Source organism: Acinetobacter sp. CAU_H_S139_7, from assembly GCF_058599305.1.
Map to the genome: position 1 here is coordinate 2,091,130 of NZ_CM178651.1, position 20,769 is coordinate 2,111,898.

General features: G+C 35.5%; 26 protein-coding genes and 1 pseudogene. 12 read left to right on the forward strand and 15 right to left on the reverse strand.

What is annotated here, in order from left to right; all coding sequences use genetic code 11:
• Nucleotides 1-10 precede the first annotated feature (10 nt).
• From AC4MC0_RS10270 to AC4MC0_RS10290, 5 genes are all read right to left on the reverse strand, one after another.
• Nucleotides 11-256 (reverse strand): type II toxin-antitoxin system HicB family antitoxin, encoded by a 246-nt coding sequence (locus AC4MC0_RS10270; RefSeq protein ID WP_078390425.1) that lies wholly within the window; start codon nt 254-256, stop codon nt 11-13.
• 95 nt (nt 257-351) lie between these two features.
• The gene (locus tag AC4MC0_RS10275) at nt 352-735 is read right to left on the reverse strand and encodes a hypothetical protein (protein ID WP_078390424.1); all 384 of its coding nucleotides are present in this window, start codon (nt 733-735) and stop codon (nt 352-354) included.
• 15 nt (nt 736-750) lie between these two features.
• The gene (locus AC4MC0_RS10280) at nt 751-1,515 is read right to left on the reverse strand and encodes a hypothetical protein (RefSeq protein WP_491887015.1); all 765 of its coding nucleotides are present in this window, start codon (nt 1,513-1,515) and stop codon (nt 751-753) included.
• Nucleotides 1,505-2,875: a CAP domain-containing protein gene (locus AC4MC0_RS10285; protein WP_491887016.1), complete on the reverse strand. Its 1,371-nt coding sequence runs from the start codon at nt 2,873-2,875 to the stop codon at nt 1,505-1,507. The genes AC4MC0_RS10280 and AC4MC0_RS10285 overlap by 11 nt, the downstream gene beginning before the upstream one ends.
• 26 nt (nt 2,876-2,901) lie before the next feature.
• A complete protein-coding gene (locus AC4MC0_RS10290) occupies nt 2,902-3,510 on the reverse strand; it encodes a hypothetical protein (protein ID WP_491887017.1) in 609 nt (202 codons plus the stop codon).
• Between the two features lie 1,098 nt (nt 3,511-4,608).
• Here AC4MC0_RS10290 and AC4MC0_RS10295 point away from each other — a divergent pair.
• Together AC4MC0_RS10295 and AC4MC0_RS10300 are read left to right on the forward strand one after the other, a co-directional pair.
• Entirely contained in the window at nt 4,609-4,950 is a 342-nt protein-coding gene (locus AC4MC0_RS10295; protein WP_491887018.1) for a hypothetical protein, read from the forward strand.
• Nucleotides 4,937-5,779, forward strand: a complete 843-nt coding sequence (locus AC4MC0_RS10300) for a hypothetical protein (protein ID WP_491887019.1) — start codon at nt 4,937-4,939, stop codon at nt 5,777-5,779. The genes AC4MC0_RS10295 and AC4MC0_RS10300 overlap by 14 nt, the downstream gene beginning before the upstream one ends.
• Nucleotides 5,780-5,847: 68 nt before the next feature.
• Here AC4MC0_RS10300 and AC4MC0_RS10305 read toward each other — a convergent pair whose 3' ends face one another.
• Nucleotides 5,848-6,798 carry a MobA/MobL family protein gene (locus tag AC4MC0_RS10305; protein WP_491887020.1) on the reverse strand — a complete coding sequence of 317 codons (951 nt, stop codon included), beginning with the start codon at nt 6,796-6,798 and terminating at the stop codon, nt 5,848-5,850.
• 607 nt (nt 6,799-7,405) lie between these two features.
• On the opposite strand from AC4MC0_RS10305, the gene AC4MC0_RS10310 reads away from it, so the two are divergent.
• The 7 genes and pseudogenes from AC4MC0_RS10310 (at nt 7,406) to AC4MC0_RS10340 (ending at nt 11,379) form a co-directional block, all read left to right on the forward strand.
• Nucleotides 7,406-8,107 (forward strand): hypothetical protein, encoded by a 702-nt coding sequence (locus AC4MC0_RS10310; RefSeq protein WP_491887021.1) that lies wholly within the window; start codon nt 7,406-7,408, stop codon nt 8,105-8,107.
• A gap of 387 nt (nt 8,108-8,494) precedes the next feature.
• Nucleotides 8,495-8,707 (forward strand): hypothetical protein, encoded by a 213-nt coding sequence (locus AC4MC0_RS10315; RefSeq protein WP_491887022.1) that lies wholly within the window; start codon nt 8,495-8,497, stop codon nt 8,705-8,707.
• A gap of 19 nt (nt 8,708-8,726) precedes the next feature.
• A complete protein-coding gene (locus AC4MC0_RS10320; RefSeq protein ID WP_029575045.1) occupies nt 8,727-8,930 on the forward strand; it encodes a helix-turn-helix transcriptional regulator in 204 nt (67 codons plus the stop codon).
• 106 nt (nt 8,931-9,036) lie between these two features.
• Nucleotides 9,037-9,828 carry a pseudouridine synthase gene (locus tag AC4MC0_RS10325; protein ID WP_279045166.1) on the forward strand — a complete coding sequence of 264 codons (792 nt, stop codon included), beginning with the start codon at nt 9,037-9,039 and terminating at the stop codon, nt 9,826-9,828.
• 156 nt (nt 9,829-9,984) lie between these two features.
• Nucleotides 9,985-10,841: pseudogene (locus AC4MC0_RS10330) on the forward strand (IS5 family transposase).
• 22 nt (nt 10,842-10,863) lie between these two features.
• A complete protein-coding gene (locus AC4MC0_RS10335; RefSeq protein WP_227509206.1) occupies nt 10,864-11,097 on the forward strand; it encodes a hypothetical protein in 234 nt (77 codons plus the stop codon).
• Nucleotides 11,098-11,379 (forward strand): hypothetical protein, encoded by a 282-nt coding sequence (locus AC4MC0_RS10340; RefSeq protein ID WP_058869457.1) that lies wholly within the window; start codon nt 11,098-11,100, stop codon nt 11,377-11,379.
• Between the two features lie 40 nt (nt 11,380-11,419).
• Here the strand turns inward: AC4MC0_RS10340 and AC4MC0_RS10345 are convergent, their stop codons facing one another.
• From AC4MC0_RS10345 to AC4MC0_RS10365, 5 genes are all read right to left on the reverse strand, one after another.
• On the reverse strand, nt 11,420-11,701 hold the full coding sequence (locus tag AC4MC0_RS10345) for a hypothetical protein (RefSeq protein WP_178927887.1): 282 nt from the start codon (nt 11,699-11,701) through the stop codon (nt 11,420-11,422).
• Between the two features lie 50 nt (nt 11,702-11,751).
• Nucleotides 11,752-12,762, reverse strand: coding sequence for a tyrosine-type recombinase/integrase (locus AC4MC0_RS10350; RefSeq protein WP_279043811.1), 1,011 nt, complete (start codon nt 12,760-12,762; stop codon nt 11,752-11,754).
• Nucleotides 12,763-13,143: 381 nt separating this feature from the next.
• Nucleotides 13,144-13,671 carry a hypothetical protein gene (locus AC4MC0_RS10355; protein WP_335999044.1) on the reverse strand — a complete coding sequence of 176 codons (528 nt, stop codon included), beginning with the start codon at nt 13,669-13,671 and terminating at the stop codon, nt 13,144-13,146.
• 331 nt (nt 13,672-14,002) lie between these two features.
• Nucleotides 14,003-14,617: a hypothetical protein gene (locus tag AC4MC0_RS10360; protein WP_335999042.1), complete on the reverse strand. Its 615-nt coding sequence runs from the start codon at nt 14,615-14,617 to the stop codon at nt 14,003-14,005.
• Between the two features lies 1 nt (nt 14,618).
• Nucleotides 14,619-15,743 (reverse strand): hypothetical protein, encoded by a 1,125-nt coding sequence (locus AC4MC0_RS10365; RefSeq protein WP_491887023.1) that lies wholly within the window; start codon nt 15,741-15,743, stop codon nt 14,619-14,621.
• Between the two features lie 239 nt (nt 15,744-15,982).
• Here AC4MC0_RS10365 and AC4MC0_RS10370 point away from each other — a divergent pair, with 239 nt between their 5' ends.
• Nucleotides 15,983-16,576: a recombinase family protein gene (locus tag AC4MC0_RS10370; protein ID WP_125280415.1), complete on the forward strand. Its 594-nt coding sequence runs from the start codon at nt 15,983-15,985 to the stop codon at nt 16,574-16,576.
• Between the two features lie 112 nt (nt 16,577-16,688).
• Nucleotides 16,689-17,354: a hypothetical protein gene (locus AC4MC0_RS10375; RefSeq protein ID WP_335999038.1), complete on the forward strand. Its 666-nt coding sequence runs from the start codon at nt 16,689-16,691 to the stop codon at nt 17,352-17,354.
• 71 nt (nt 17,355-17,425) lie between these two features.
• On the opposite strand, the gene AC4MC0_RS10380 is transcribed toward AC4MC0_RS10375, so the two are convergent.
• Together AC4MC0_RS10380 and AC4MC0_RS10385 are read right to left on the reverse strand one after the other, a co-directional pair.
• Nucleotides 17,426-17,773, reverse strand: coding sequence for a hypothetical protein (locus AC4MC0_RS10380; RefSeq protein ID WP_335999036.1), 348 nt, complete (start codon nt 17,771-17,773; stop codon nt 17,426-17,428).
• Between the two features lie 47 nt (nt 17,774-17,820).
• The gene (locus tag AC4MC0_RS10385) at nt 17,821-18,795 is read right to left on the reverse strand and encodes a hypothetical protein (protein WP_335999034.1); all 975 of its coding nucleotides are present in this window, start codon (nt 18,793-18,795) and stop codon (nt 17,821-17,823) included.
• Nucleotides 18,796-18,980: 185 nt separating this feature from the next.
• On the opposite strand from AC4MC0_RS10385, the gene AC4MC0_RS10390 reads away from it, so the two are divergent.
• Entirely contained in the window at nt 18,981-19,376 is a 396-nt protein-coding gene (locus AC4MC0_RS10390; RefSeq protein ID WP_262455367.1) for an XRE family transcriptional regulator, read from the forward strand.
• Nucleotides 19,377-19,474: 98 nt separating this feature from the next.
• Here AC4MC0_RS10390 and AC4MC0_RS10395 read toward each other — a convergent pair whose 3' ends face one another.
• Together AC4MC0_RS10395 and AC4MC0_RS10400 are read right to left on the reverse strand one after the other, a co-directional pair.
• Nucleotides 19,475-19,669 (reverse strand): helix-turn-helix transcriptional regulator, encoded by a 195-nt coding sequence (locus tag AC4MC0_RS10395; protein WP_121523195.1) that lies wholly within the window; start codon nt 19,667-19,669, stop codon nt 19,475-19,477.
• 10 nt (nt 19,670-19,679) lie between these two features.
• Nucleotides 19,680-20,600: a phage/plasmid replication protein, II/X family gene (locus AC4MC0_RS10400; protein WP_491887024.1), complete on the reverse strand. Its 921-nt coding sequence runs from the start codon at nt 20,598-20,600 to the stop codon at nt 19,680-19,682.
• Between the last annotated feature and the right edge of the window lie 169 nt (nt 20,601-20,769).

Sequence of the window (20,769 nt, forward strand, 5' to 3'; positions counted from 1 at the left end):
TTCCCTGTGATTATTTCAGTGCCAGATCCAAAGCAATCAGGATCTCACCCTCTTGGCATTCACTGGGTGGAGGTAAAATCCGACCCTCTTCACGATAGAAGTCCACACTGGTAAACAGCGCATCTTTGGCCATCTGTAGCGCATCCTCGAAATTGTCACCACAAGTCATTGCCTCAGGAATATCTCGAAAAGAGACGTTATAAGCTTGCCCTTCTTGTTCGAATTTTGCTGGATAAAACACTGGACTACACACCATGATTGAATTCCTTTAAATACTGATCGAACTATTCATTTCTTGTTTTAAAGCCCCTACCTCAGCAAGGGCCTGTCTTGATCACTATTCCGATCTTGTTATCTAAAATAATAACCCAGCGTATCGTCTTTTGAGTCTCCCCACCCTGTCCAGATCTCAGTCAGCTGGACATAATCCTGATTGATGCTTTTGACTTTGTATAAAAAGCTACGGGGTGGAGAGGTCTCATTGAGACGTACTTTTTCAATTAAGATAAAGGTCTTGTCATCTAACCATCTGACTCTAAGATGTAGGGGATCCTGACATTGCCCCAGTTCTGCATACATCGCCGCATCTTTGCCATTTTTGGAGAAGGACAAGCCCGCACATTGGACATCCGGGATGTCCATCACCAGACGTTTTCCGATCAGGCTTTCTTTGGCGCCCGCACAGGCCAAGCTTGAAAGGCTGAGACATAAGCCCGCTAAAAATATTTTTTTCATGATGCTACTCGTTATTTATTCAGTTGAAGCGGTGTAAGACATATTGTCAATAAAGCCACACTGTAATATGTGCTGTGATGGATTCACGGGATGGTCATACAGACTGATATAGGCAATCATGCTGCTCAGATCAGAAGCATCCCGTTTATAGTGCTGGGTATAGATGTAAATCTGTTTAGGGCTGTAACGCTTTCCGTTTTGAAAGACCTCCCCGTTAAACACTTTTAAATGCGGATACTGTTGAAAGACCTGTTGGGTCTTAGTACGTTTCTCATTGTCATGTGCTGAGGCTTGATCCCACTGCTGTTTAAAGCGTTTAAATTGCTGCCCGCTATAGTGACTGAGCTGAATTTTTAAACCTTTCTCTAACTTTCGCTTGGTTTGGGCCATGTCATCATTGCGATAAATCGAGGTACTTGCCCCAGCCACACTGACCTGCATCAAAGCCTCAATCCGTTGAATCGGATTGCGTTGATCGTTGGGCAAATAGACCTCGATTTCAGGACAATCCTCACAGTAGTTTTCATCGTCTGGATCATCCACAACAGTTGATTTTTGCTGGGTGTATTGCTGCTTAAATTGTTGTTGCAGCGTCGTTAGATCAGAGGCTGCGGTATACGTCCAATCTCCCGTGGCCAGTTGATTGCTAAAAGACTGTTCTTGCTTGGCCCAATCCAAACAGTTTAAGCCCTGCTCTAAAGTCACTGGCTGAGCGGTCGCAGTCTGTAATACCAACAATGAAGCGTTGGTGAGTAAAAATGGTCTCAGCTTAAATCTCATTGGATGATTCTCCTGCTGACCGTTGTTCTCCTGATAAGCGCTGTTCACCAAACTGATCATCAACCTTAAACCAGTAGGTATAGTCCTCAGCTTTTCCATCTACCAACACGTTCTGCACCTGAACGTCATAGATCACGTTGTATTGCATTGCGTTAAAATGAAATTGCAGATTATTGGCCAATAAACCATAGCTGATATTGTCATACTGGATGTTGCTGATCGTTTGGATGTGCTGATTGTCTCGTCTAGTCACGGTCAGCTTCACCTGTGAAAAATCCACCGTATTGTTGGCATAGGCATTTTGAGGATTGACTAATATCGACAGGGATAAAGGTTCAGTTTTTGCAAAGAATTTCTTCGGATAGGTATGATACGGATAGGCAATTACCCCTTTCGGTATCGTGGTGCTTAGGGTTTGCGATGCATAGGGATAGACCACTTTCATGGCAGCGCCTAAGATGGTCGGTACGCTTTTAGCCTCGTTATTGGAGACTTCGCCATAGGCGGTTTTAGTCAGGAATGGACTCAAGATATGACGTCGATGTCCAATGCTGCTCGAGTTTTTTTCAATCAACCAATTGATCAGATGGGTATCTGCACCGTAGCTGGCTAAAGGCTGATAAGCTTGAACAAAGTTCAAGTTCGATGTTGAAGCCCCTTGATAGCCAATGTCACTAAAGCAGCGCCAAGTACGATCTGGATAATGTGAGGTTTTTTCATTCACCGCCAGTAACATAGAGGCTTGCATCATCTGGTCTTCATAGACTTGGTCATAGCGAACTTTCGGCAGATGGTGTAAGGCACGAATCTCATTCAGGGTATTGATAAACAGCTGCCGCTCCGCCTCACTGGGTCTCCCTGCCTGACAGGCATTCAGATCTTTATGCCCCTCTGCATCCGCCTCAATGACATCCACCACCATTGTACTATTCACAGGCAGAAGCTGTGATGTTCCCGCCTGTATCAGTGTTAAAGTACATTTGCCCACATCAAGGGCTTTGAGCTCGCCTTGTTCAAAGTCACAAATATTCGGACTCTGACTGCTAAAACTGAGGTCTAGATCTTGATCCGTCTTCAGGTTCAACTGATAGGCCTGACCTTTGAGAAAGCGATGGAGCTGTAAGGGCTCAAAGCGTTGTGCCGTCTTGTTTTTACAGATCCCTTCTTGCAGATATTGCTTTTCAGAACAGATCACAGGTTGAGGTGAAGTACCACCATCGTTTGCCCCATCTGTTCCACCACTATTGGAACCAGTGTTTCCGCCTGACCCACCACCACATCCAACCATCGCCATACTGATGGCCAGCATCAAGATGCTGGTTCTAATGGATGGTGTCCCCTTTTTTATGCGTTTCATCATTTTACACTCCCTCTTATTCTTGGTTTTTATTGGTAATGATCAGCCGACAGCAGTTGGCGGATTTCACTGGCCATTTTGGGGCTACGCCAAGGAAACAACACTTTAAGGCAGTAGTGCGGTTTGAATGGGTCGCGTGTTCCAATATTGACTTGGTATTCTCTTTTGACTGGGCTGCGATGTTCGTGATGGCGGATATGCGTTCCCGTCATCGAATTGCTGGTGATTGTGCTGGAATAAGAGACTTTGTCTTCAACTAAGTTGAAGTGGCCGACTGAGGTAATATAATTAAATGGGTATTTCACTAAACGCTGTTCAGGTTCATCAAACAGGATGATGGTTTTATCCTGACTGTTAATCCAGACCCCACGATTGTGATAATTAAACTGTTCACCTTGACGGGTCAGTTGCTCCGTCATACCTGCAAAGTAGGTGCTGCCATAGGTATACAAGAAATAAACAATCACAAACCATAACAGCCAGATGCCAAAGAATAGAGAGCCAAACCAGCCAAAGGAAAACACTTTAGCCAGAATTAAAAAGATGACGATCGGCACCACGATGCACTTTACAAAGACTTTAGATTTTGGTGGGCGATTTTCGATTGGAATGATTTTTGGTTGAGTGAATTCAGACATCATTGTTCCCCGCATGTTCAATGCAATTGACAATCACAAGGGGATATAAAAATAAGTATTTTTTTATAGGCGTGATTGAGCCATCCACCTTAGAGATTGTTCGTGTAAAAATGTTTTTTAATACAGCTTAAAAATTAAAATCAGTGCGGTATGCATTGTTGAATGACACAACAAGGTTGAACGGGTGCGGAGGCACAATAAAGAATAGATGGGTACAGCATGAGAAGCTCCTTGAATCTTATGAAGCTCTGCCGATTACTGCTAAATAATGGTGGCAGAGCAAAAGAGGGTTAGCAGACTGGGATCCAAGGAACCAGCACGTCAAAGACGTCCCCCTCCTGCCCTACCATAGAAAAAAAGGGGGACGAGAAGGTCCACAAAAAATAGACAGGCTATTTTCTGTGCTGGATCAACGGTCTGCTAAAACCGACTGGCAATGTAGGCCAGCGAGCTCATATTAGATTTATCCAGCGCTTTAGTCAATTTCGCGATACGATAAAATTCACATGGTCGGCTTGAATAAATTCAGTTAAGTTATTGATTTCACCCATAAGCTCAAATTAAAACCATCGCTGGGCTCATTTTGATGCTATGGATCGGTCTAAAATGAACTGCTCTTCTGTAATAAAATAAATGAATAAAATGATTGAATAGATCTTCGCAAAACATTCACTTTTTTTAAGTGGATCTGAAGAAAAACTCTGCTGGATCAAACGACACCTTCCTGTTCATCATAGATAGATTCAGCCGTCAAACTTCCCCAATAACTAAAGCTTAATCAATGAATTAATGAAATGTTGCGTTTTGTAAAAATAATCAAATACAACGTTGACAGTTCACAGGATACGCAGATAAGCTTATAGGACACAGCAAAATCTGTGTTCAGGCGTGACAACCTGATATAATCTAGGTGCAAATTAATGTCGCACTCGCGGCTATTTTTTTGCCTACTGTTTCAAGCAGTCGTTATGGCAGCTTGACAGGGCAACCGTAAGGTTGGCTGAGCCTAGATTCAGTATTGTCACCCCTGTTAAGCTGCCACCATCATTGTGACAAGTGATGGCGGTAAGTACTTAAAACTTATCTAGGACCACTGCTATGAACGCTACTATTCATGGTGCATACACTTGCACATCTAAAAAACAAGCCTCTCAACTGATTGTTGAACTTGGCAAAACCATTTCAAATCCCCAGCGTCAAACTTTAACCCAGCTTTATCAAGCACTCGATACTGCAGACTCCTTGCTAACCGAGCTTGAACACGCACAGCAAATTATTCGCCAATGCATGCGCCAAATGAATGATGAACAAATCGCTGAAGTCGCAAAACTCAATCAAAATAATCATACCCCTTCGCTCTGGGCATTCCGTACCCATCAACGTCAAAACCTGATTGAACGTGCTGAGCGTCTTTTGGGAGCACGTTATGTCCAAGCATAATCAGCATATTCTGCTGGCTCCCTCGGACTACCCTTTAATTGCTTCGCCTACGCTTGCAAAAGCGTATGGCGTCGCAGCCGCGACTTTCTTGCAAAAGCTGCATTACTGTTTAGAACACAGCGATGCTCAAGTCCATAAGGGAAAAAAATATTGGTTTCATAGCTATGAACAATGGCAACAAACCCTCGGGTTCTATAGTGTCTCAACCATTAAACGGATCGTCGCTAAATTAAAACAAGCGGAGATTTTAGTGATTAAAAGGCTCTCAAAAAATAAATGGCTCCAAACCAACTTTTATTCAATTAACTATCGAAAATTAAAGCAGTTGATCCAGCCGAATACTGAAACTCAACCGCAATCGTCTACTCAAACGGCAAGGACAACAGATACAAAGTCCGTAAGCAGCGTACATCCTACTGAAGACACGCAAGCTGATACGCTAACACAATCAATTCAACAGGCGTTTCACACTCTCAAAGATCAAGTGCCTGCACCCGCACAGTCATTAAAAAAAGAGAAATGTTCCGTACAGCCAAACCTTGTAATCTCAGAACATACGACGGCACAAGGATTGAGTCAGCCACTCTCGCCTATTGCTTCACATAAGATGCTTAAAAATATGCCGCTGGATTATCGTCATTTTTATCAAGCGCTGTTGCAGCAGCGCGTTGATATTCATTATGCAGATCAGCGCATCCAAAATTTACTCAAACAGCAGAAACACGTGATTCGACATATTGCATATATTAAGCAGTCATTCGATGGTCAAAACCGTTATCAATGGCATCAACTTGAGCAATTGCAAATCGACCGCTATTTAATCAAGTGAGCAAGTTCATCTTATCTAGATTGAACTTGCTTATTAGAAACTATCCTTACACTGAGAATCAAAATAAATTAGAAGCCGAAATCATTAGATTTAGGCTTCTGAGCAATATCATTATTTTCATATTGATACTGATTTCTTCTGGACAATTCAAGCTGATACTCGGCTTGATGCAATTCATATAAATTCGCTTCTCGAATCTCTTTAACTATTTTTATAACCATTTGAATTTTTTCTTGAATATCCGGATCTTTACTATGTAAATAATGGCGAGGTATTTGCGGAACATCTTTTAAATTTGTCCCATTTTTTTGGTTATAATCTTCATTCGATAAACATGAGACTTTATTTTCGACGTGGAACTTAATTCCGTAGATCTCCACTTCTTTAATGGGTGCATATTCTTTTAAAAATTTATTTATGACATTTTCTGTGATTTTTCGATAATGATTAATTTGATGACGACCGAGCCCAATTACATCTGCTGTTAGTTTCTTGGCACCGCCTCTCTCAGGATTCTTTGAACAATGTCTTTGAAAATACAGTTTTGGTGTTCGTTCAATGCCATCATAAATACTTCGTTCAGAATATAATAAATGCAAATGCGGTTGTTCATAACGCCCATCGAGGGTTGAAACATGATTATGAATTGCAAAACTATAGGGCATCTGATAATGACCACAGAATTCATGTATGAGTTGATTCGACAATTCTATACGTTGTAAACAATCAAGTTCTTTTGACAAAGCCACGGTAATATGCGTAGATGTCCTCCCCTTCATACTTTCATATTGATCTGCTGCATTCCAAAATACTTCGGGGCTCTCAGCTGCCCATTTTGGCATATTGGCTGATGCTGTATATTCAAGCTCTTCAACATCTTGTTTATGTGTTGAGAAATATAATGTTCGCGTAATGTAGTGATAGCCAAGTTCAGATGAATGCTTGAATTTATCTCTACGCATATTTTTATGCTGAGTTTTTAACATTTTCACATTATGGCGTAAATCAAAATAATACATATACAAACCTAAGTTCAAATAAAGAAAATGGATCATATAAAATTATTCAAAAATTTTATTCGTTTGATGCAGAAAATGAAAAATAATGCGATTTTTTATAGAAAATATATCAGCATCATAAATATACGTACTTTTAACGTGTAACACCCCCCAGTTTTAACGTGTAACAACAGAAATTTTAACGTGTAACACCGATCAAACTTTAAGCAAAATAACATGTAACAGCCCCAATTTTTAACGTGTAACAGACGTTTGTGTTATTTTTAACCATCTCAAGTGCTTTTTCGAATATTCAATAAATAATATCTTTTAAATACAATAACTTAAAAAACTAAAAGTGCTCCGCAGGACGAGATGTAGTGTTCATTTTGATTCGCTGCAAGCGAATTGAAATGAACACGGAGACGAGATAAAAATCTTTTTTTTGCATTCGCAAAAAATGATTTTTATCCCTCACCACTAACAGTAAAACTAACAGCAAACTAAAAGTGACTAGCAGCGAGCAGAAAAAAAAGCAGAACTTTTTTTTGAATATTTAAACTTTTCTCAAGTTTTAAAATTGACATGTGATATACATTTTTTATTTTTTTAGTGAGAAAATATCAAGATGAGTCGTACAGCATTAACAACACAAGATCACATTTATTCAATAGAATATTTTGCAATGAATAATCCCGCTTTCGAAAAAACACATTATGATGTCATTCAATTAATCGAACAAAAAAAATTAGGAGAACTTAGTGATAAAGAAAAATATTTGCTCAAGAAAACCTATCAATATATAAATAGAAGAATCAAATACAATGAAACACTTACGCTTATCTTAGAAAAAGATGATCATCATATTACAAAAATAGAACGGGATATTTTAGATTACAGCTATATCAAAGAAGTTGTTCCACCAGTGCTTGAACATTATTTTTTAGCTGAAAAAATGTTAGACAATTATATGTCAAAACTACCTGACAATATAAAAATAAAAATTCATCAAAACATCTTAGACACGGATGATGCTTTAAAAAAGCAACAAAATATTAAAAAGAGAAATAGGGATAATCATCAAAAATTTTTTATTGGTGGGACATTATTGTCGCTTCTTAAATTAAATAATAATGATGATGATGATCCAATCGATATATTATTTGAGATCATGAAACTCTATTTAATGCATGATTATTTTGATAGAAAATCATTTAACACTGAAGAGATAAATGAATTTAATATTTCAGAAACTGGAAGAGAATTTAACAACAAAAAGAATTCAATTTTACTCAAATTAAATAATCCATTCTTAATTTACGATGAGTAAATTAAAAAAATTAACAGAAAAAGCAGTATGCGTTAATAGCCGACCTTTTTTTAAGGTCGGCTTAGCAGTGTACGTTTCTATAAAATCAGCACTCTTATCTCATAAAATTAATTTTATAATAAATCACTTTACAAAACATGATTACACATTTTATCAACTCCCAGATGAACAAACTTAAGATTATTTTACTGATATAATAAATTAAAAAATAAACCTTTTTTTTGTTTTTTTAAACTTTTCTCATCTTTTTTTTAAATATTTTGATAATGTGCATATTCGGTTTTTCATTTAATTACCAGCTCACCCTGAAAATGAAAAATTTCCAAAACCTCAAGATATTGATGGTTGAAATTTTTATTCAAAATTTACCAATTTACGGGAGGATCGATGAACTTCAAAATTCGGTTTGAATTATCTGAATATGTAAAAAAAGCACAAGCTAATGGTAGCTGCGCTTTTTCTGGTAACAGTACGAAAAATTCACTTAGATTTATATTTAAAAAGCACAATTTAAAAGCTAATACAGTTTACCCGTCATTTGATGAAGAATACATGAATCACCAAGAGTCTTATCCTCTAGATATGAAGGTGGTGGGATGAGCACAGAGGATGCAAGATGATTGAGATTGATCGCAGAATTCGAGCTAAAGAATTTATGCAACTCCTATCCATTGGAAAAGATAAATTCTATAACATGATTAATACTGGGGATATTCAGCAACCAATTAGACTTTCTGATAAAGATGTTTTTTGGTATTCCTCGTACGTTAAGAATAAAGTTGAGGAGCATAAGCCTAAATCTGATATAGTACCCCACAATTAGTGGTCATTTTATTCCTAATTTCTCCGCTATCTCTCCCAGAGCGGGTACTTAAACGGGTAAGTAGGAAACCACATCAAAATTAATTTATATATTTTAGTAGGTTATAATGAAAATCGTCATCCTGAATAAGCCCTATGACGTCCTCTCCCAGTTCCGTAAAGATGAAGCACATATGACGATGTCTGACTTTGTCAGTGACTCAACTTTACGTTTGGCTGGTCGTTTGGATATGGACTCTGAAGGCTTGGTATTTTTAACCGACCATGGTGGTTTGAACCAATACATCACCAACCCTGCCAATAAAAAATTTAAAACATATTTGGTTCAGGTCGATGGTGATGTCACTGAAGAAGCCCTTGAGCAGTTGCGTAAAGGTGTGGAATTAAAAGATGGTATGACTTTACCTGCTGAAGCATCTAAAGTTGAACAACCTGAGTGGTTATGGGATCGTGATCCCCCTGTACGTTTCCGTGCGTCTGTGCCGACTTCTTGGGTCGAAATTTCCATTTGTGAAGGCCGTAACCGTCAAGTACGTCGTATGACTGCTGCTGTAGGTTTTCCTACTTTACGTTTAATCCGTACTAAAATTGGTGCAATTGATTTGGTTCAAATGGGTTTACAGCCAGGCGAAACCAAAGAAATCGAGCCACTTTTATACCCTGACTTTCAGAACATTCCTGCGGAAGAACCTTACCGTTCACGCTCTTATGTGAAAAAACCGGGTGGTACAGGTGGTAAGCCTATGGTTCGTAAGAACAAAGATGGCTCTGTGAAAAAGTCTGGTACGAAGCGTATTTGGCAAATGGATGATAGTGAGAAACCAAAGCGTAAAACCAATGGTACTACTCGTCCAAATACGAAAGCACCACGTGGTCGCGGACGTAATAATGGTCGTTAAAAATTAAGTATTTTAAAGCCCACGAAAGTGGGCTTTTTATTATAAATTTATTTCTTTATATAGCTCATCAATTTGTGTCAAAGTCCAATACCGCTTATTTGTGGCTTTGTTGCACAAACCTATCTGTAAAGGGTTTTTCAGCGATATAATTTTCAAATGAAGAAGCCTACACACAAAATCTACCGCACAACCAATTGGCCCGCATATAACCGAGCACTCATGAGTCGCGGAAATATTGCCATTTGGTTTGATCCTGCTTAATGATTAAATCCTTATTCCGTCTGTCTTTACGTATGGTCACTGGCTTTGTGCAAAGTCTGATTAAACTTTGCGGATTAAATTGGATAGCTCCAGATTACACCACGCTTTGTAGAAGACAAAAGCATATTGATATTGTAATCAGCTACCAAAAAAGTAGCGATGGGCTGCATCTACTCATGGACTCTACAGGCATGAAGTTTCTAGGTGAGGGCGAATGGAAACGCAAGAAACATGGACCTGAATATCGTCGCCAATGGCGTAAACTTCATATTGGTATAGATGCTAAAACCCTACAAATACGAGCAGTTCAGCTTACAACCAATAATGTCAGTGATTCACAGGTGCTTGGTGATTTACTTAATCAGATTCCACAAGATGAGCAGATTAACTCTGTTTATACCGATGGAGCTTATGACACCAAGCAATGCCGTCAGGTCATTGCAGATCGGCAAGGGCATGCGGTGATTCCACCTAGAAAAAATGCGAAACAATGGAAAGATACAAAGAGTAGCTCGCTAGAGCGAAATGAATTACTTCGAACAATTAAACGTTTAGGCAGGACACTATGGAAAAAATGGTCAGGCTATCATCGGCGAAGTTTGGTTGAAACTAAGATGCATTGCATCAAATTATTAGGAGATAAACTCAGTGCAAGGAGTTTTGATAGCCAAGTGAATGAAATCCATGCACGTGTAGCAGTCCTTAACAGATTTACGGAATTAGGTCGACCACTTACCCAAGTTACGCCTTAAATTTAGCTCAATTAGGGGCGCTTTGCATTTCCAATCTTTGTGCAACGAAGCCTATCACATTGCGAGTGATTCACATCACTTGCACAGCGGCTTTGTTCGTAAGCTAGAAGCAACTTTAAGACAGCGCGTGAGTAATGGCACTGGTGTGATTCTTGAGATTAATAGCAATGCTGATTTGTATTATCACATGCTGAGCAGCTATATCGCAGAGCATGACCGGTTTAGTGTGGTTCAAAGCTTAAAGGAGGTGTCTTAGATGGGGATTTTTCAAATTACTGTACAAGGTGAAGCACCTCAACTATTTGTAGGTTCTGAAGTTGGCGGTGCAAAGATCGTATCGATCAAGGATGTAAGCCCAAAACTGGTATCAGCTGCTGAACTAGCTCAATACTACGGTATAAGTGTTGATGCTGTCCGTGACCGCTGTACAGAGATCAACAAAGGTACTCGCGGTAAATGTCTTTACGATCCAGAGCAAGCAAATTTGATTTTGACGGCGAAGCCTGTGGCCAAGCGTGGGCGTGCGAGGAAAAATTAGTGACTATGAAATATAAAAAGGGCTTAAAGGCCCTTTTTAATTATTGCAGTTCCATCTTAACGAACCTGTTCCATTCATCAATAGCTTTAGAAGCAGCCTCTTGATGATTTTGACTTTCACGGTTTTGTTTTTCAACAAAATCTGAAATGCACCGTTTATATCTATTAACACTATCAAGATATTGTTGTACTTCCCATTCATTATTAAATTTGTATGGCTTAGATGGTTTTGTACAATAAGCACTTGGTGCAAACATGTCTGCATAAGAAAGACTTGTAAAAAGAATAGAACCTGCCAGCAAGCCCAGTTTAATAAGTTTCATTATTTTCTCTTAGATATTGACCCCATAGTGGATATTATCAGGTATTTAACTCAAGCATCCATCATATCCGCAATATCTTCAACATCCGGGTTGTAATAAGTATTCACCAGGACTTTAATATTTTTATGGCCTGTAACCTTGGCCAGCACTTCTACCGGTAATTTCTGGTTATTTACAAACCGAGTAATGGCCTCATGGCGTGTATCATGGAAATGAATATCTGCCAGCCCTACTTTTTCTTTACGACGTTCCCACATTAACCGAAAAGCATTCTCAGACTGAGGAATCAACTTATCCCCTCCATGATTGATTAGATCTAGAAGTGCCAAAGCCTTTTTAGTCAGAGGAACATTACGAGCATCACCATTTTTAGTTTTAGGTAAATGAACATGCCGATCATAAATTTCTGACATTGTGATACCTAGAATTTCACCACGGCGCATTGCTGTTTCCAATGCAAATAGAAAAGCCCAGGCAACATAATGCTCTGGCAATGTCGGTGTCTGCCCTTCACGATAATTCAATCCCTCTAAAATGAGCTGAATTTCTTCATCACGAATACGTCGATTACCCGCTTTAGGTTTGGCCGGTTTCTTAATACCCATCCATGGATTGGCTTCCAATAAGAAAAGCTCTTTAACTGCATAGCTAAAAACTGATGAGTACATCGCAATTTCTCGCAGTACTGTATTTGCTCCAACTTGTTTTAAGCGCTTATTGCGCCAGATAGTTAAATGCTGTGGTGTGATGTCATGAATCGACATATCTGCCAGTGCACCAAACTTTTCATCAAACGGCGCTAATTGCTCTTTGACGTATTTGGATCCACGAAGCTTTCGCCCATGCTCATCATAATATTTATGAAAAAGTGTTTTGAATGGATAGTGCTGTTTTACGCCCAGATCTTCAGAGAGTTTATTTGCTTTTGCCTCAAGCATCTTTTGCGCAGCCCATTGCTCGCATTCTTTTACGGTATCTCTGGTTGCTGAATATGTAGTTCCAGCAATCATTATTTTAATTCTGTAGCTTTCACCGCGCTTGACCGCTTTAGGCATTTTCATGATCTATAACTCTATATTCTTGGTCTAATCTTGGTCTAAATTTAACTGCATTATCGGCAAAAAGTAGCGATTTTACGGATAGTGCTGTTAAGGGTAGACTTTATTCAAGACAACAAAAAAGGGTTTTAAGCTATTGTTTTCGCTTAAAACCCTTATAACATAACGTTTAGAATCTTGGTAGGTATATCCAATATCGAACAAAAATATAAACATTTGATTTAATACAATTATTTATAAAACAAACAACAATGATACACACAGTGATACAAAAAAATATCAACTAATTAATTATTCATACTAGTACGCCATGTTGATCATCTAAAAGTTAACCTCAAGCAAACTAACGATATCATGCTATAAAATTTTATTTGTCTTAAAAATTCATGAAGTCGAACCAAGCCATTCCCCAGATGTTGAAAACCGAAGCCAGATATTTTCTTTTTTATGAACCCAATAGCCTATCCATTCATTATTCAGATCAAAGATGTTGATAAAATTATTACGAACAACTACCAAGAAACTCACAAAATTTGATTGCTCATCAAACACTAGGTGTACACGATCATTTGCTTTAACTGTGTAAGCAACTGGATCTAAATTCATAGACCAAAGAAATAATCCATTAATATTAGAAGCTACATTGGGATTAAGTGAAGAAGTAACTTTTGGATTAATACTACTTGTCACTTTCGGGTTGATACTAGATGTCACTTTCGGATTAATACTACTTGTCACTTTCGGGTTGATACTAGATGTCACTTTCGGATTAATACTACTTGTCACTTTCGGGTTGATACTAGATGTCACCCGAGGATTGATACTAGATGTCACTCGAGGGTTGATACTAGATGTCACTCGGGGATTAATACTACTAGTAATTCTTGGGTTTCTACTTGTTGGAATATTCACAAAAGTCTCCTATTTTTTTAAAATTTAATGTTTTTTGAATAAGATAAAATATTAGATCTTAGTTTTACCAAATGCATATTAATATGTCACCAGTATATGTTACTCCACATAAATACCATCAAAAAAACAAAAACTTACCTAAAATATATTTTTTAAGGCAATTCATCATTTTTAATGTTCATTAGTAACCAGCATAAGTAATTAATTTAAAACTAAAACCATTATCTCATTCTTAATATTTAAGAAAATACATTTATTACGTCATGTATAAAATAAACAATGTATACAAGCTATTAGAATATGAAACCTATAGCAAATTTGATGCTTAGTCCTAGACTCTATTAATTTCATCACCTAAAAATTTAGTGATAAATATCGTAATAGAAAATATTTGACTGATTAAAAAAACAAAAAATGTATCAATAAACACCATTACAAATCTAGGTGTAGATGTACTATGTATTGCTCCTATTGAGTAGTCTAAAGCTTTTATTTCTAACAAATAGCTAATACTAGTGCTAAAAACTATTAACAATAGTGATGTGATTGCAAGATATGAAAGTCCTCTTGTTAGTAATAATCTAATAGGAAATATCCGTTCGACTCCATTTAAATATCCTTTTAAACGAGCATCATTAACACTATCAAGCTTACCTACACGAGACTTTTGCTCTTTAGCATTTACAGAGACCACTTCTTTGGATTGTATAGATACAACCGCAGCTAAGGCAGCTATATAAAATCCTGGTAAAATTTGAAACAAGCTTATGATTTTTTCAAATGCTTTACTTTGAAAAAAAATCACCTGCTTATTGAAATCAAAAAACCAAAGATTAATCATTAAATATATCAATGATATAGATAAAGGGATGAGCCAATCTATTCTAAATTTAACGTTAGTCTTTCCATCTCTTAACCATGAGATACCAAAATATGAATTTTTCATTCTACTCGTCTAATTCATCATCGCCCATATCATTAGAATCAAACTCTAAATCTACTGCTCCATTAACATTCAAAGATCTTAGCTTAAAACATAGATTATCATCATACATATTTTCTTCGGTAAGAATTTGTACTCTCTCAAAACCATTTAACCAATGTTTCTTAGTCCCAAATGATTCCAACGTTGAAGATTCAGGTCTGATTTCAATAGTTTTATTCCTCTTACCATCTTTCAGTATAAGTTTAAATACAGTGATAGACTCTTTAGCTTTAACTGGTCCATAAACTTCAGATAACTTTCGAAGATTATCTATACAGTCTTGAGCACTTTTTAATGTCCTCGTGATGATTGATGGCTTAAATACAATTTGTTGCTTAGTAGCTGTAACAAAATCAGCTTCAGGAGCCACTGAGAACAAGTCTTTATGCTCTAAAACCAATTCTACAAATTTTCCACTAGATAATTTATCTACTACATCTTCTTCAGGAACAGGCTCTATCTTAGCCTCATATTCAATATAAAATGGAGTATCAAGTGTTGATGGATAAATTTCAGAAAAAAATGGGTTTTTCTTATCCTGCATACTTATTAGTTTTAGTAACCGTTTAAAAAGTAAGCTAGCTTGTACAGCCGTAGTATTCTGCCCTGCTTCTAAGTGTAATCGCCCAAAATAAGCATCTTTTTTACCAATAAAAACTGCATGACATAACTTTTCATGACCTTCATTTTCTTCAAAATTGAATGTTTTTCGCGATCGATCTTCACTATTTTTATTAATCACAGGCAAGGCTTCAGTGTCAGTACAACTGAATAAAAGATCAATAACAATATTATTGCTATCTACTGGATCCTCAATAAATCTCATACTCTCTAATGCATGAACAAATCTTTTTTTATTTCTAGCCCACACTTTTGTGTGGTATTCGTATTGTGAAATCAATCTAAAAATTTCATAAGGAGTCCTTAACGTCACAGGATCTCCAGTTAATTCACCATTCCTACGCCCATTAGATTTAGAAGTGAAATTTATGTTATGGAATTCAACACAAATATCTTGCTTAACCAATTTACTTGGAATACCAATCAGCTTTTCTTTTGAGTTCAAGTGAATATTAGTATCTTGCATTTTTTCATAATAAGTAATAAAAGACTTTCCCAATATAATGGAATCTTATACTTAATGGAATACGATTGATTGGCAATAAAAACCAAACAAGTAATTCAAGTGCTAAAATCAAAAAATCATCATTAAACTATACTCAAAAGATAACAAAATTAAATGATAAAAATATTATCATTAAACTATTAAAATAAATTAAATGATAGTATTATCATAATACTTTATTAAATATAGACAAATGATAAATGACTATTAGAATTTATGTACGTGCTAGTACTAAAGACCAAGATGCAGAAAGAGCTTTAGATGATTTACGAATGTTTGCTAAATCCATTAAAGGTGATGTAAACGAATATATTGAGAATGAATCAGGTACAAAGTTAGATAGACCGATTTTAAATCAACTATTAGATGAGTCAAAGCACGGCGATACTTTACTAGTTGAGAGTGTCGACCGCCTATCTAGACTTTCCCAAACTGACTTTGATGTTTTAAAAGGACGCATAAAAGAAAAGGGCTTAAAGCTCGTTGTATCTGATCTACCGACTACACACATGCTAATTAGTTCAAACGATACCATTACAAGCTCTATTCTAAATCTAGTAAACAACATGCTTATAGATTTGCTGGCTACTATGGCTAGATTAGACAATGACAAGCGTAGAGAACGTATTAAACAAGGCTTAGAAAGAAGTGGATACAAACCATGTGGCAAAAAAGCGGACATCGCAAAACATGCTAGAATTAAAGAGTTAAATAATAAAGGTTTAACGAAAGAAGAAATTGCTAAAGCTGTAGGTTGTGGCATCGCTACAGTATATAGGGTACTTAAAAACTAGTATAACTCAAGTTAAAAATCAACCTTGAAGCCCAAACAACCAACTGATATTATTAAAAATAATTAATAATCCTCAATAATAGAACATTAATTATCTAACATCAGGAATACTTATGAAATTATCAAGTTTGATAAAATTTACCATTTTCAATGTAGCTATTACATCATCCTTTACGCTTTATGCGAACCCAGTAAATACTTATGTAGGTATTCCAAAACAAGATACTCAATTTGCGCAGTTCTTAGAAAAAAACAAAAATAAGAATGTATTCTTAAATTTAACAATTAAAAATCCTAATGAGTTCGATGATATTAGCTCAGGATATAGAGGCGTTAGCCCAACTTTTTATGTAGCTTCGTTAGGTAAACAAGCTTATGAAGTTTATATCGAATGTGACAAAATTAATAACTCTCAAGCAGAAGATACTATTGGTAAATGCTCACCATTTGTTATTTGGAATGAAAGAACTGGGAATTTAAAGGGAAAATTTACGATAAAAGATCAGGGTAAAAATAAAATGGGAAGTCGACTATTCTATCTTATTGCTGAAAAAAGCAATCAAATGACCGTCGTGGTGAAAGAACATTTAGGAATGAGTGAATCTGGTGATGGTTACTCATTTTCAACTAAAGATGGCAACGAGTTTTTTATATATAATGCTGGCGGAGCCTCATCTCTTAAAGGCGAATCCAATATTATTGAAAATGCTACGATTTGCTTAAAATTTAGCCCTAATAATGGTGACATTACGTCAATTTCCAAAGGTAAATGTCAGTAATACTTATAAAACACGAAAAAGCAAGATTTCATCAATCTTGCTTTTTAATAAAGTGGCTATTATAAATAAAACTATTTTCGAATATATTCAGGAAACGCTTTTAATAAATCAGTACAAATTACTGATTCACCTATTTCTGACTCATTTCGATCAAACTCCGCCATACCAAATTTCAACACTTCTAAACCTCTTTCTTGACCTAATTCATGCTCAAAACATTTCTTCGAGTCATCAATGAGTTCTTGATTGTATTGACTATATCCACATTGAAACTGTGCCCTGCTTAATAAGCCATGCAGAGAAACAACTTGTTCACAATATGTTGGTTGTTCTCCGTTTGTAGGCTTTAATGCATCTTTTGCGAAAACAGTACTGCCCCCAAAAAGCAAACTTAGAGTTACTAAAATAATTTTTTTCAATTAACTACACTCCATATAAAAAACAAGCAACTAATTCATCTTTATGCTTAATTTTGAGGGCTAAACATATAACTGCCAAAATTTGTCTTTACTTCTATTTCTTGAACCATTTGAGCATCACAACCACCTATTGATAGTGCAACATATTCACCAAATTTTAAGCTTGATGGAAGTTGCTTTTCTCGCGCATAGCTAGAAAGACCACATTGATTCCCTCTATTTAAAACTATATCGTATACAACAACTTCCTCATCAGCTCGACCTTGAACTACAATGTCATATGCAACCTTATCGTACAGAGATGTATTAAATTCATTAACACCAAATCTTACAGCGATTGGTTGACCATCGCCCTGTTGATTAACTGTATTAACATCGCTTTCTTCATTCGTCCCTTCATCTCTAAAATCTGCGCTATTTTCCCATTCCGAACGCTCTTCATCAACTTTCCCTGAAACACTGCCTATGGAATTCTCATTCAAAACATTTTCAGATTTCTCGCTATTTTCGATCATAGATTTATTTGTAAGGTCATACTTATTTAAAAATTTTCCACCAACGACCATTACAAAAACAATCGTCGATAACATCGTAAACCATGACTTAAAACTTCCCCCTACTTCATTCTTAACATATCCCGTCTTGATAAAGCTTTTCATATCGTCACTGAATAATAATATGAGTACATAAATATCAATTAATATTGAATACAAATATAGAAGAAATTGGAATGTAGAATAACTTTCAGTGAATAAAGATAATCCATATGAAGCTATTCCAATAATAATTAAAAATATTAATATAATTCTTGCTAGTTTTTTACGCTTGTTTAGAAAGTAAATTAATATTAGGAATAACACACTAATGAAAATTTCTGCTATCAGTATGACAAGTATTGATTGATCTTGAACTAAATTAGCCCCAACAGCAGCATCTAGAATAGATATAAGAAAGGAAAAAAATATTGATACAAAACTCAGCGTTAATATTTTCTGAATGAATAATGGACTATTCTTAAACATTTCACCCTCATAATTTAGATAAATACAAAATTTAATTCAACTTGATAATTTTTATAAAGAAAAACGAACTATAACAATATTTTACAGAATAAAAAACACCAACAAAACTTAACTAAAGTTTATATTTTTACGTAACTTATATCAATAGTTACGTGACTTTCAACTGAATTTACTATTTTGGAGAGATGAAAAATGATGATGAAAAAGCCTTGTTTGCAAAACGCTTAGTACTAGCTATGCAATCTAAAGGTTATGAAGCTAAAGCTTCTATATTAGAAAGAGAGTTTAATTTGAACTACTCTGGCAAACCCATGACCTTACACGGCGTTCGTAAATGGCTGATCGGTGAGGCAATTCCTTCTGGAGATAAATTACTCGCATTAGCAAAATGGTTAGAGATACCACCTGAAGAGTTAATCCTCAATAAAAATATTCAAACGGCTATTCAACAACGTGATGCTCGATGGAAACAAGAACTCGGCTATAAAGATAAAGAGGTATTTGAAGCATACACTCAACTTTCATCATCGCATAAAAAAATTATAAGAGACATGATCATCGCTTTATTAGATAATAAATAATATACAAATATTTATAACCACACAAAAGAAGCAAGATTTTCTTGATCTTACTTCTTAAAGTATAAGTATAAAAACTGCATATTAATAATTATAATATTTTATGAATTCTCAATTTTGTTTTGCCACCAGAGCTCTATTGCACTTACATCAAAATAAACAGCTGCTTGCCTAGTCGTGCCGTCTTTTATCGGTCGTGGAAACGTTTCATCTTCAATCATTAATTTTCTTAATTTATCAGCTTTTATTGATAATAAATAACATACATCTTTTTTTGTGATTCTTATTTTTTTCATTTTATTATTCTCAAAAATTATTAATATCAATATTATAGCTATCTAAAAAATGTTTTCTTTTTCTACTTATAGTTGATTTAGAGTATGAATCTATGTCGCCGTTAATCAAACAATTGTAAAATTTTCTATCACTTTTATTTGTTATATTACTTTTTGCATCTTTAAAAATAATCTTTGGAATATAAATTTTCTCAAGTTTATTACTAAAAAATTTATCAATATAATTTAAATCAAGCCATTGATGACCGAAGAGCAAGTCCCATGTGCGTAACTGCTTTGAGCGAATTCTTATCTCTTGACGAATCATAAGATCAGCTAACGCTTTTAATTCTAAGCTTGTCTTAGATCTATTAGGCTTATCTCTAATTTCTTGACCTTTGTAATAATTACACATAGACCAACGCTTAGAAGTAAAACCGAAATAGATACCGCTCTCAAATATTGTTTTTTTCTGCTTCGGATAAGTCGATAGAGCTTTAAGGGTAGACAAATATTGAATAGCATTTTGCTTACTTTCAAAAATTATATCTCTTTTTATATCGACATTATATATTCTAAAGCGACCGAGACGAATAGTTTCTAATTGATCATCTGTTGGATTTACTAGTTCAAGTTTTTTCAATTTATCAATAGTTAATAAAACTAAATCTATTAAACTTTCACAACCAGTCACATTGTGACCGTATAACCACTTGTAAAAATTGCCGGTAATTTTTAGTTTAGATTTATTATCTTTTGATGATAATGATTGTAATTTAATAACACTATCAAATTCAGAAATTATTTTCTTTGGTCTGTACTTTATTACAAATTCATCAAAACTATAGTTTTCATCACTTATTATTTGATAGCAAGATGCTACTTTTTCTGGTTCATGATCAATATCAATTACAATTTCAATATAATCTATTTCTATTTTATTTTTTTTCATGATTTATTCTCACTATTAAATGTTAAAAAATAGTGATAGGGATTTGATTTTTAATTTATTTAAAATTTAAAAAAATAAGATAAGGTATCATAATGACACAATTGTACTATTAATATAATTATAATTAGTTCTTTATAAACTACAATTTACTTCATATACATTCAATGCT

Excerpts from the sequence above, each read along its gene's own strand:
- AC4MC0_RS10325 (WP_279045166.1), top strand. The coding sequence starts at position 9,037 with ATGAAAATCGTCATCCTGAATAAGCCCTATGACGTCCTCTCCCAGTTC.
- AC4MC0_RS10385 (WP_335999034.1), bottom strand. The coding sequence starts at position 18,795 with ATGTTTAAGAATAGTCCATTATTCATTCAGAAAATATTAACGCTGAGT.
- AC4MC0_RS10395 (WP_121523195.1), bottom strand. The coding sequence starts at position 19,669 with ATGAAAAAAATAAGAATCACAAAAAAAGATGTATGTTATTTATTATCA.
- AC4MC0_RS10270 (WP_078390425.1), bottom strand. The coding sequence starts at position 256 with ATGGTGTGTAGTCCAGTGTTTTATCCAGCAAAATTCGAACAAGAAGGG.
- AC4MC0_RS10295 (WP_491887018.1), top strand. The coding sequence starts at position 4,609 with ATGAACGCTACTATTCATGGTGCATACACTTGCACATCTAAAAAACAA.
- AC4MC0_RS10280 (WP_491887015.1), bottom strand. The coding sequence starts at position 1,515 with ATGAGATTTAAGCTGAGACCATTTTTACTCACCAACGCTTCATTGTTG.
- AC4MC0_RS10315 (WP_491887022.1), top strand. The coding sequence starts at position 8,495 with ATGAACTTCAAAATTCGGTTTGAATTATCTGAATATGTAAAAAAAGCA.
- AC4MC0_RS10375 (WP_335999038.1), top strand. The coding sequence starts at position 16,689 with ATGAAATTATCAAGTTTGATAAAATTTACCATTTTCAATGTAGCTATT.
- AC4MC0_RS10300 (WP_491887019.1), top strand. The coding sequence starts at position 4,937 with ATGTCCAAGCATAATCAGCATATTCTGCTGGCTCCCTCGGACTACCCT.
- AC4MC0_RS10340 (WP_058869457.1), top strand. The coding sequence starts at position 11,098 with ATGGGGATTTTTCAAATTACTGTACAAGGTGAAGCACCTCAACTATTT.
- AC4MC0_RS10370 (WP_125280415.1), top strand. The coding sequence starts at position 15,983 with ATGACTATTAGAATTTATGTACGTGCTAGTACTAAAGACCAAGATGCA.
- AC4MC0_RS10290 (WP_491887017.1), bottom strand. The coding sequence starts at position 3,510 with ATGTCTGAATTCACTCAACCAAAAATCATTCCAATCGAAAATCGCCCA.
- AC4MC0_RS10305 (WP_491887020.1), bottom strand. The coding sequence starts at position 6,798 with ATGTATTATTTTGATTTACGCCATAATGTGAAAATGTTAAAAACTCAG.
- AC4MC0_RS10275 (WP_078390424.1), bottom strand. The coding sequence starts at position 735 with ATGAAAAAAATATTTTTAGCGGGCTTATGTCTCAGCCTTTCAAGCTTG.
- AC4MC0_RS10400 (WP_491887024.1), bottom strand. The coding sequence starts at position 20,600 with ATGAAAAAAAATAAAATAGAAATAGATTATATTGAAATTGTAATTGAT.
- AC4MC0_RS10310 (WP_491887021.1), top strand. The coding sequence starts at position 7,406 with ATGAGTCGTACAGCATTAACAACACAAGATCACATTTATTCAATAGAA.
- AC4MC0_RS10285 (WP_491887016.1), bottom strand. The coding sequence starts at position 2,875 with ATGATGAAACGCATAAAAAAGGGGACACCATCCATTAGAACCAGCATC.
- AC4MC0_RS10350 (WP_279043811.1), bottom strand. The coding sequence starts at position 12,762 with ATGAAAATGCCTAAAGCGGTCAAGCGCGGTGAAAGCTACAGAATTAAA.
- AC4MC0_RS10345 (WP_178927887.1), bottom strand. The coding sequence starts at position 11,701 with ATGAAACTTATTAAACTGGGCTTGCTGGCAGGTTCTATTCTTTTTACA.
- AC4MC0_RS10390 (WP_262455367.1), top strand. The coding sequence starts at position 18,981 with ATGAAAAATGATGATGAAAAAGCCTTGTTTGCAAAACGCTTAGTACTA.
- AC4MC0_RS10360 (WP_335999042.1), bottom strand. The coding sequence starts at position 14,617 with ATGAAAAATTCATATTTTGGTATCTCATGGTTAAGAGATGGAAAGACT.
- AC4MC0_RS10365 (WP_491887023.1), bottom strand. The coding sequence starts at position 15,743 with ATGCAAGATACTAATATTCACTTGAACTCAAAAGAAAAGCTGATTGGT.